Genomic DNA, 6,738 nt, shown 5'->3' on the forward strand with positions numbered 1-6,738 from the left:
CGGCGGGGCGGGCGTACCACGGGGCACGCGGGGCGCGGGTGACGGCGGCAGGCAGTTCGCCGACCAGCATCTCGCGCTTCTGGCCGTAGCCTTTGCGTTTGCGTACCGCAAAGCCCGCTTCAATCAGGCCACGGCGCACAAAGCCGGCGCAGGTGAAGGTGGCGAGCGTGGCACCGGGGCGGGCCAGCCGCGCCATGCACTGAAACAGTTCCGGCGTCCACATATCCGGGTTTTTCGACGGTGCAAAGCCGTCCAGGAACCAGGCATCCACCTGCTGATTCAGGGTGTCATCAAAAGTGAGAATAAGCTGGTTAATATCGCCAAACCACAGATCCAGCGTCACCCGGCCGCCGTCCAGCAGTAGGCGGTGGCAGCCCGGCAGCGCCAGCGGCCACTGTGCGCGCAGCGCGGCGGCATAGCCGGCCAGCTCGGGCCAGCTGGCGTGGGCGGCGGCGAGGTCAGCGGGCTGCAGCGGATATTTTTCACAGCTGATAAAGTGCAGCCGCTGCAGTGCAGCGTCCGGCTGCTGCAGACGGAAACGGTCGAAGGCCTGCCACAGGGTGAGGAAGTTGAGTCCGGTGCCAAACCCGGTCTCTGCCACGATCAACAGATCACGCGGATGGCTGGCGAAGCGCGCCGGCAGCCCGTTACCGTCGAGGAAGACGTAACGCGTTTCTTCCAGTCCGTTCTGGTTAGAAAAATAGACGTCATCAAACGCTCGGGATACAGGTGTACCCTGATCGTTCCAGCTCAGCTCAGCGTGTTCTATAGGGGCGGTTTTCAAGGGCAAAGGCTCGTTATCAGGCGGTGGCGCGATTCTAACTATGTGAGCTGGCCTACGCAAATTTACACAAGGATACGCTGATCGGACTTGTTCGGCGTACATCTGTACGCTAGAGTGCGTGTCGAATCCTAATAGAAGAAGTTAAGAGGTATTGAATGAAACGTGCTGTGATTACTGGCTTGGGGATCATTTCCAGTATTGGTAATAACCAGGAAGAAGTTCTGGCGTCGCTGCGTGAAGGACGCTCTGGTATTACTTTCTCGCAGGAGCTGAAAGATTCCGGTATGCGTAGTCACGTCTGGGGTAACGTCAAGCTGTCTAAAGACGAAATCACCGCACGTATCGACCGTAAGATGCTGCGCTTTATGAGCGATGCCTCTGTATATGCCTTCCTCTCCATGCAGGAAGCGGTAAAGGATTCCGGCCTGACCGATGAGCAGTACCAGAACAACCCACGCGTGGGCCTGGTGGCCGGCTCCGGCGGCGGTTCGCCGTTCTATCAGGCGGCCAGCGTTGACGGCATGCGTGCCAAAGGCCTGCGCGGCGTTGGCCCGTATATGGTGACCAAAGCCATGGCGTCCGGCGTTTCTGCCTGCCTGGCAACCCCGTTCAAAATCCACGGCGTTAACTACTCGATCAGCTCCGCCTGTGCCACCTCTGCGCACTGCATCGGTAACGCGGTAGAGCAGATCCAACTGGGCAAGCAGGATATCGTGTTTGCCGGCGGTGGCGAAGAGCTGTGCTGGGAGATGTCCTGCGAGTTCGACGCGATGGGCGCACTCTCGACCAAATACAACGAAACCCCGGAAAAAGCCTCGCGTACCTACGATGCAGGCCGTGACGGCTTCGTCATCGCCGGCGGCGGCGGCATGGTGGTGGTGGAAGAGCTGGAGCACGCGCTGGCGCGCGGCGCGCACATCTATGCGGAAGTGGTCGGTTACGGCGCGACCTCTGACGGTGCCGACATGGTTGCCCCGTCAGGCGAAGGTGCGATGCGCTGCATGCGTCTGGCGATGGAAGGCGTGGATACCCCAATCGACTACCTGAACACCCACGGCACCTCGACCCCGGTCGGTGACGTGAAAGAGCTGGGTGCGATCCGCGCGGTCTTCCCGGACAAAACCCCGGCGATGTCCGCTACCAAAGCGATGACCGGCCACTCGCTGGGTGCCGCCGGCGTGCAGGAAGCCATCTACTCGCTGCTGATGCTGGAGCACGGCTTTGTTGCGCCAAGCATCAACATCGACGAGCTGGACCCGGCTGCAGAAGGCCTGGATATCGTGACGACGCCGACCGAACGTCCGCTGAAAACCGTGATGTCCAACAGCTTCGGCTTCGGTGGCACCAACGCCACCCTGGTCATGCGTAAGCTGTAATCCTTTCGGGGGCGGGCTCTCCGCCCCCGTTGCTTCGATACTTACACTCCGTTTTTTCTGCTTCTGCCGCGTTGCGACTAATACACCTTTGTCGCGTTGCGACTAATACACCTTCAGTACTCAGCGCTGCTTATCCCTGTCAGGTATTCTGTCTCTGTCTCTGTCTCTGTCTCTGTCTCTGTCTCTGTCTCTGTCTCTGTCTCTGTCTCTGTCTCTGTCTCTGTCTCTGTCTGCCTGTCTGTCTGTCAGATTTTGGCGATCGCTTATTGCTATTCCTTTTCAGGCTTTACGGTTGGCGTCTGCAGGTAATACCAGCCGTCAAACGGCAGCATCAGCGTATCGCCAACCAGCGACAGCGGCAGATCAAGCGCACACATCCACGCGTCAAAAAAGCAGCGACCGTCCTGCTGCGTACCGGAGTAAAACGAGTTTTTCTGATAGGTTTCCGGCGTGCGGGTTTGCACGGTGGCACAGCCTGTCAGGCCAATTATCACTGCGATTAGCACGCTCTTCCTTGTCATTCTGTCCTCCATAGAAAAAACGGGTTTGCGCAGCATATGACGCGTGGGTTCTGCATGGGCGATGATTCGTGCGGTAGCAGGTGAGTACGGATTGGTGTAGACTTTGATGTGCATTATTGTGATTACTGAGGAGTACATTATGGAGCGCATTCTTGCTGAGAAAACAATAAATATCACTGAGCTGAGAAAAAATCCGGCGAAGTATTTTATTGATGAACCCGTTGCCGTACTCTCGAACAATCGTCCGGCGGGCTATATGGTCAGCGCCAGAGTGTTCGAAGAGCTCATCGACATGCTGCAGGACAAGCAGGAGACCGTTCATGGTCTTGCCCGTTTCAGACCCAATGCAGCGCGTTTGAACGAGATTACCGCCAGCGGTCAGGAGCTGCTCGACCGCGCTTCAGATAACGACCTCAGGGAGTTCACGGAATGAGCATCAGGGTTTTCAAGTCGACGTTGATTAGCCAACAGCTGGCACCTCAGGAACTTGAAGACCTGGTTGCGGATTTTCGCGGTTATAAACAGGATGGCGTACTACCAGATACGTTTGGCCGCGACGCACCTTACGATGATGCCGCCACATATCCTCTGGTCAAACGGGAAGAGGTGGCGCATTTGCATCTGGCCGATGCCAGTGCGCCTTTCCCGAAATTTCTCCGCCAGTTCAGAAGAACCAGTGATAGTGCGCATCTGGTTTACTGCCAGGGGGCGATGGAATCAGACGCTTACCTGCTGATTATTATTCTGAAACCTGATGCACATAAACTGGCCCGAGATAACAATAATATGCATAAAATTGGCTTGATGGCCGAAGCATTCAGGATGAAGTTTTAAACTCTTTTTTACTCTACGCCCTCTTTGTTATCGGTCGTTCCACCTCTATTCACCTGGTCACCTGGGGAAATTGCGCCCTGCACCTGTCGTTGTGCCTTTGCCTGTCATGTAACAGCGTAGCGGGGGAGAGGCAAGTTATACGATTCAGCTATCATTTTTACCGCACCTGCCGGCACGCTGGCTGACAACGATTGACGAAATGAAACTTATAAGCCAGTATTTGTTTTCTTGAAAAAAAAATTCTAATTGCGCTCAGCGCAGGCGGCGTGCCGCCGGCAGGGAAGCCGCGATTGTCCAGGGAGCCACCGTCATGTCCAGCCATACAGAAACCCGTCCGGCGCAGACCACCGTGCCGCTGGCGACCATTTCGTTCGCCGTCTTTTTAGCCTATCTGACCGCCGGACTGGCGCTGCCGGTGATCCCGCTGTATGTGCACCAGGAGCTCGGCCTGAACAACGTTATGGTCGGGCTGGCGGTGGGCATTCAGTTTTTTGCCACGCTGCTGACCCGAGGTTATGCCGGCAGGCTGGCCGACCAGCGCGGCGCGAAGCGCACCGCCCGGCAGGGGATGCTGGCGCTGGCGCTGGTTGGTGTGGCTTATCTGCTGGCGGCGGTACTGCCGCTGCCGGTGGCGGGAAAATTTGCGCTGCTGGTGGCCGGGCGGCTGCTGCTGGGCTTTGGCGAGAGCCTGCTGCTGACCGGTAACCTGACCTGGGGGATGGGGCTGGTCGGGCCGAAGCGCTCCGGCCAGGTGATGTCGTGGAACGGTATGGCGATCTACGGTTCGCTGGCCGCCGGTGCGCCAGTTGGCCTGTGGCTGCACGGGCAGTGGGGCTTTATGGCGCTGGGCGCGGCCACCGTGCTGCTGCCGCTGCTGGCGCTGGCGCTGAACGGCTGGGTGCGGGCGGTACCGGTTCACGGCGGAGAGCGGCCGTCGCTGTGGAAGGTGGTCGGGTTGATCCTGCGTCCGGGCTGGGCGCTGGCGATGCAGGGCACCGGCTTTGCGGTGATCGGCACCTTTACCTCGTTATACTTTGCCGCTCAGCAGTGGGGCAATGCCGGTTTTGCGCTGACCGCCTTTGGCCTGTCGTTTGTGCTGATGCGCATCCTGTTCGGCGGGCTGCCGGATAAGTTCGGCGGCGCACGGGTGGCGCTGGTGTCGCTGGCGGTGGAACTGGTGGGCCTGCTGCTGCTGGGGATAGCGAACAACGGCTGGATGGCGCTGGCCGGTGCGGCGCTGACCGGCTGCGGCTGTTCGCTGGTGTTCCCGGCGCTGGGTCTGGAGGTGCTGAAACGCGTTGAGCCGCAGGTGCGCGGCACCGCATTAGGCGGCTTCTCGGCGTTCCAGGATATTGCCTATGGTGCCAGCGGCCCACTAACCGGCCTGCTCGCCGGCGCGCTGGGTTATGGTTCGGTGTACCTCGCCGCCGCCGCCTGTGCCGCCGTCGGGCTGATGATCACCCTGGGCTTTCTGCGTCAGGCGAAGTAGCTGACCTGCACCGGCTTACTGACCGCCATCGGGCTGATAATTATTTCCGGTTTTCTGCGTCAGGTGCGATAGCTGAGCCGTGCCAGCTTGTCGGCCGCCTGCGCCGCCCTGGGCTGGCAATGACTTTCTGTTTTCTGCATCAGGCGCGGTAACTGAGTCGCGCCAGTTTATCGACCGCCTGCATAATTTCGCCGGGCTGCAGCGCTGAATAACCGAGGATCCAGCCCTGCTGAGGCGTAGTGTGGCGGCAGAGCGGCGACAGCGGTGGCAGCAGCAGCCCGCCGGCCGCCGCCTCGCGGGTCAGCCGCTGCTCGTCGCCGCCGTTCAGCAGTACCGTCAGCTGCAGGCCACCCTGATGCGGCAGCGGCGTCAGCTGGGTTGGCAGCCGTTCGGCCAGCGCCTGCAGCAGCAGGTCGCGGCGGCTGGCGTACAGCTGGCGCATCAGCCGCAGGTGGGCGGCGAAATGCCCCTGTTGCATAAAGTCGGCGGTTACCGCCTGCATCAGCTGGGCGCTGTGGCCGTCCAGCGTGCTGCGCAAACGGCGCAGCGCATCGATTAACCCCTCCGGCACCACCAGATACGCCAGCCGCAGCGACGGGAACAGCACCTTGGAGAAGGTGCCGACGTAGAGCGTGCGCGCGTCCGGCTCCAGCCCCTGCAAGGCGGGCATCGGCCTGCCGTCGTAATGAAACTCGCTGTCGTAATCATCCTCAATTAGCCAGCAGCCCTGCTGGCGCGCAAAGGCCAGCCACGCCAGCCGGCGCTGCAGCCCGAGGGTGATGCCGGTCGGATACTGATGAGATGGGGTGAGATAGACCAGTCTGGGGGGCGGCGCGTCGGTTGGGATCTGCGCGCCCTGGTTGTCCAGGGGGATATCTTCTACCACCGCACCGGCACCGTTAAACGCCTGCCAGGCGCCGGGATAGCCGGGCGCCTCGAGCCAGACCCGATCGCCGGGATCGCATAACAGCAGGGCGATCATCTGCAGCGCCTGCTGTGAGCTGGTTAACACCATCACCTGACCGGCGTGGCAGCGCACGCCGCGTGACTGGCCGAGGTAAACGGCAATCGCCTCGCGCAGCGCGGGCAGCCCCTGCGGGTCGCCGTAGCCGAGCAGGCTCTCGCCTTCCCACCGCAGCCGTTGCCGGGTCAGCCGCTGCCACAGCCGCAGCGGAAAGGCGCGCAGGTCCGGTGAGCCGGCGGCAAACGCCTGCGGGAACGGCGGGTCGTCGCAGCCGCCGCCGGCGACGATCTGCTGCCCGCGCCTTGAGAGCACCGGCGTGGTTGACCGTGCAACCCGCGTGGTGCGGGCGGCGAGGTGTTCCGCCACAAAGGTGCCGCGCCCTGCCTGGCGGATCAGATAGCCTTCGCTCTCCAGTCGGACGTAGGCGGCTTCTACGGTGATGCGCGACAGCGCCAGATCGACGGCCAGCAGCCGGGAAGAGGGCAGGCGCGTTCCGCCGGCCAGCTGACCGCTGCGAATCGCTGAGCGCAGCATGGCGCAGACTTTTTCCTGGCGCGTAGCGGCCTGCTCGCGGTTAAGCAGCACCAGCCAGGGGACGGCGGTTGACGACATATCGGTCTTATCCGGCCTGAAAAATGGGTATTACTATTAAGGCCGATCTGCCCTTATGATGGCAATCTGAATTTATCGGGGAGCATGCCAATGTCATCACCATTATCATCAGCATCAGCATCAGCATCAGCATCAGCATCAGCATCAGCATCAGCATC

Annotated in this window: 7 protein-coding genes; 4 read left to right on the forward strand and 3 right to left on the reverse strand. The window is 60.8% G+C overall.

Annotation, left to right across the window (positions count from 1 at the left end; genetic code table 11):
- Positions 1–784 (reverse strand): tRNA (5-methylaminomethyl-2-thiouridine)(34)-methyltransferase MnmD (gene mnmD, locus NV64_RS23850; RefSeq protein ID WP_369878852.1); only part of this gene is annotated, 784 nt, incomplete at its 3' end.
- A gap of 155 nt (positions 785–939) precedes the next feature.
- On the opposite strand from mnmD, the gene fabB reads away from it, so the two are divergent.
- Positions 940–2,160: a beta-ketoacyl-ACP synthase I gene (fabB, locus tag NV64_RS02360; protein WP_056239376.1), complete on the forward strand. Its 1,221-nt coding sequence runs from the start codon at positions 940–942 to the stop codon at positions 2,158–2,160.
- Positions 2,161–2,429: 269 nt separating this feature from the next.
- On the opposite strand, the gene NV64_RS23330 is transcribed toward fabB, so the two are convergent.
- Positions 2,430–2,681, reverse strand: a complete 252-nt coding sequence (locus NV64_RS23330; protein ID WP_158239871.1) for a YceK/YidQ family lipoprotein — start codon at positions 2,679–2,681, stop codon at positions 2,430–2,432.
- Between the two features lie 139 nt (positions 2,682–2,820).
- Here NV64_RS23330 and yafN point away from each other — a divergent pair, with 139 nt between their 5' ends.
- The 3 genes from yafN to NV64_RS02385 all read left to right on the forward strand — a co-directional run bounded on the left by yafN (position 2,821) and on the right by NV64_RS02385 (position 5,004).
- Positions 2,821–3,114, forward strand: a complete 294-nt coding sequence (gene yafN, locus NV64_RS02375; protein ID WP_056239744.1) for a type I toxin-antitoxin system antitoxin YafN — start codon at positions 2,821–2,823, stop codon at positions 3,112–3,114.
- A 2-nt stretch (positions 3,115–3,116) separates the two neighbouring features.
- A complete protein-coding gene (locus NV64_RS02380; protein ID WP_199177613.1) occupies positions 3,117–3,515 on the forward strand; it encodes a type II toxin-antitoxin system YafO family toxin in 399 nt (132 codons plus the stop codon).
- Positions 3,516–3,825: 310 nt separating this feature from the next.
- A complete protein-coding gene (locus NV64_RS02385) occupies positions 3,826–5,004 on the forward strand; it encodes an MFS transporter (RefSeq protein ID WP_101505238.1) in 1,179 nt (392 codons plus the stop codon).
- A 139-nt stretch (positions 5,005–5,143) separates the two neighbouring features.
- Here NV64_RS02385 and NV64_RS02390 read toward each other — a convergent pair whose 3' ends face one another.
- On the reverse strand, positions 5,144–6,580 hold the full coding sequence (locus NV64_RS02390; RefSeq protein ID WP_101505239.1) for a PLP-dependent aminotransferase family protein: 1,437 nt from the start codon (positions 6,578–6,580) through the stop codon (positions 5,144–5,146).
- Positions 6,581–6,738 lie beyond the last annotated feature (158 nt).

It is taken from the genome of Erwinia sp. B116 (assembly GCF_002865965.1).
Classification (GTDB): domain Bacteria; phylum Pseudomonadota; class Gammaproteobacteria; order Enterobacterales; family Enterobacteriaceae; genus Erwinia.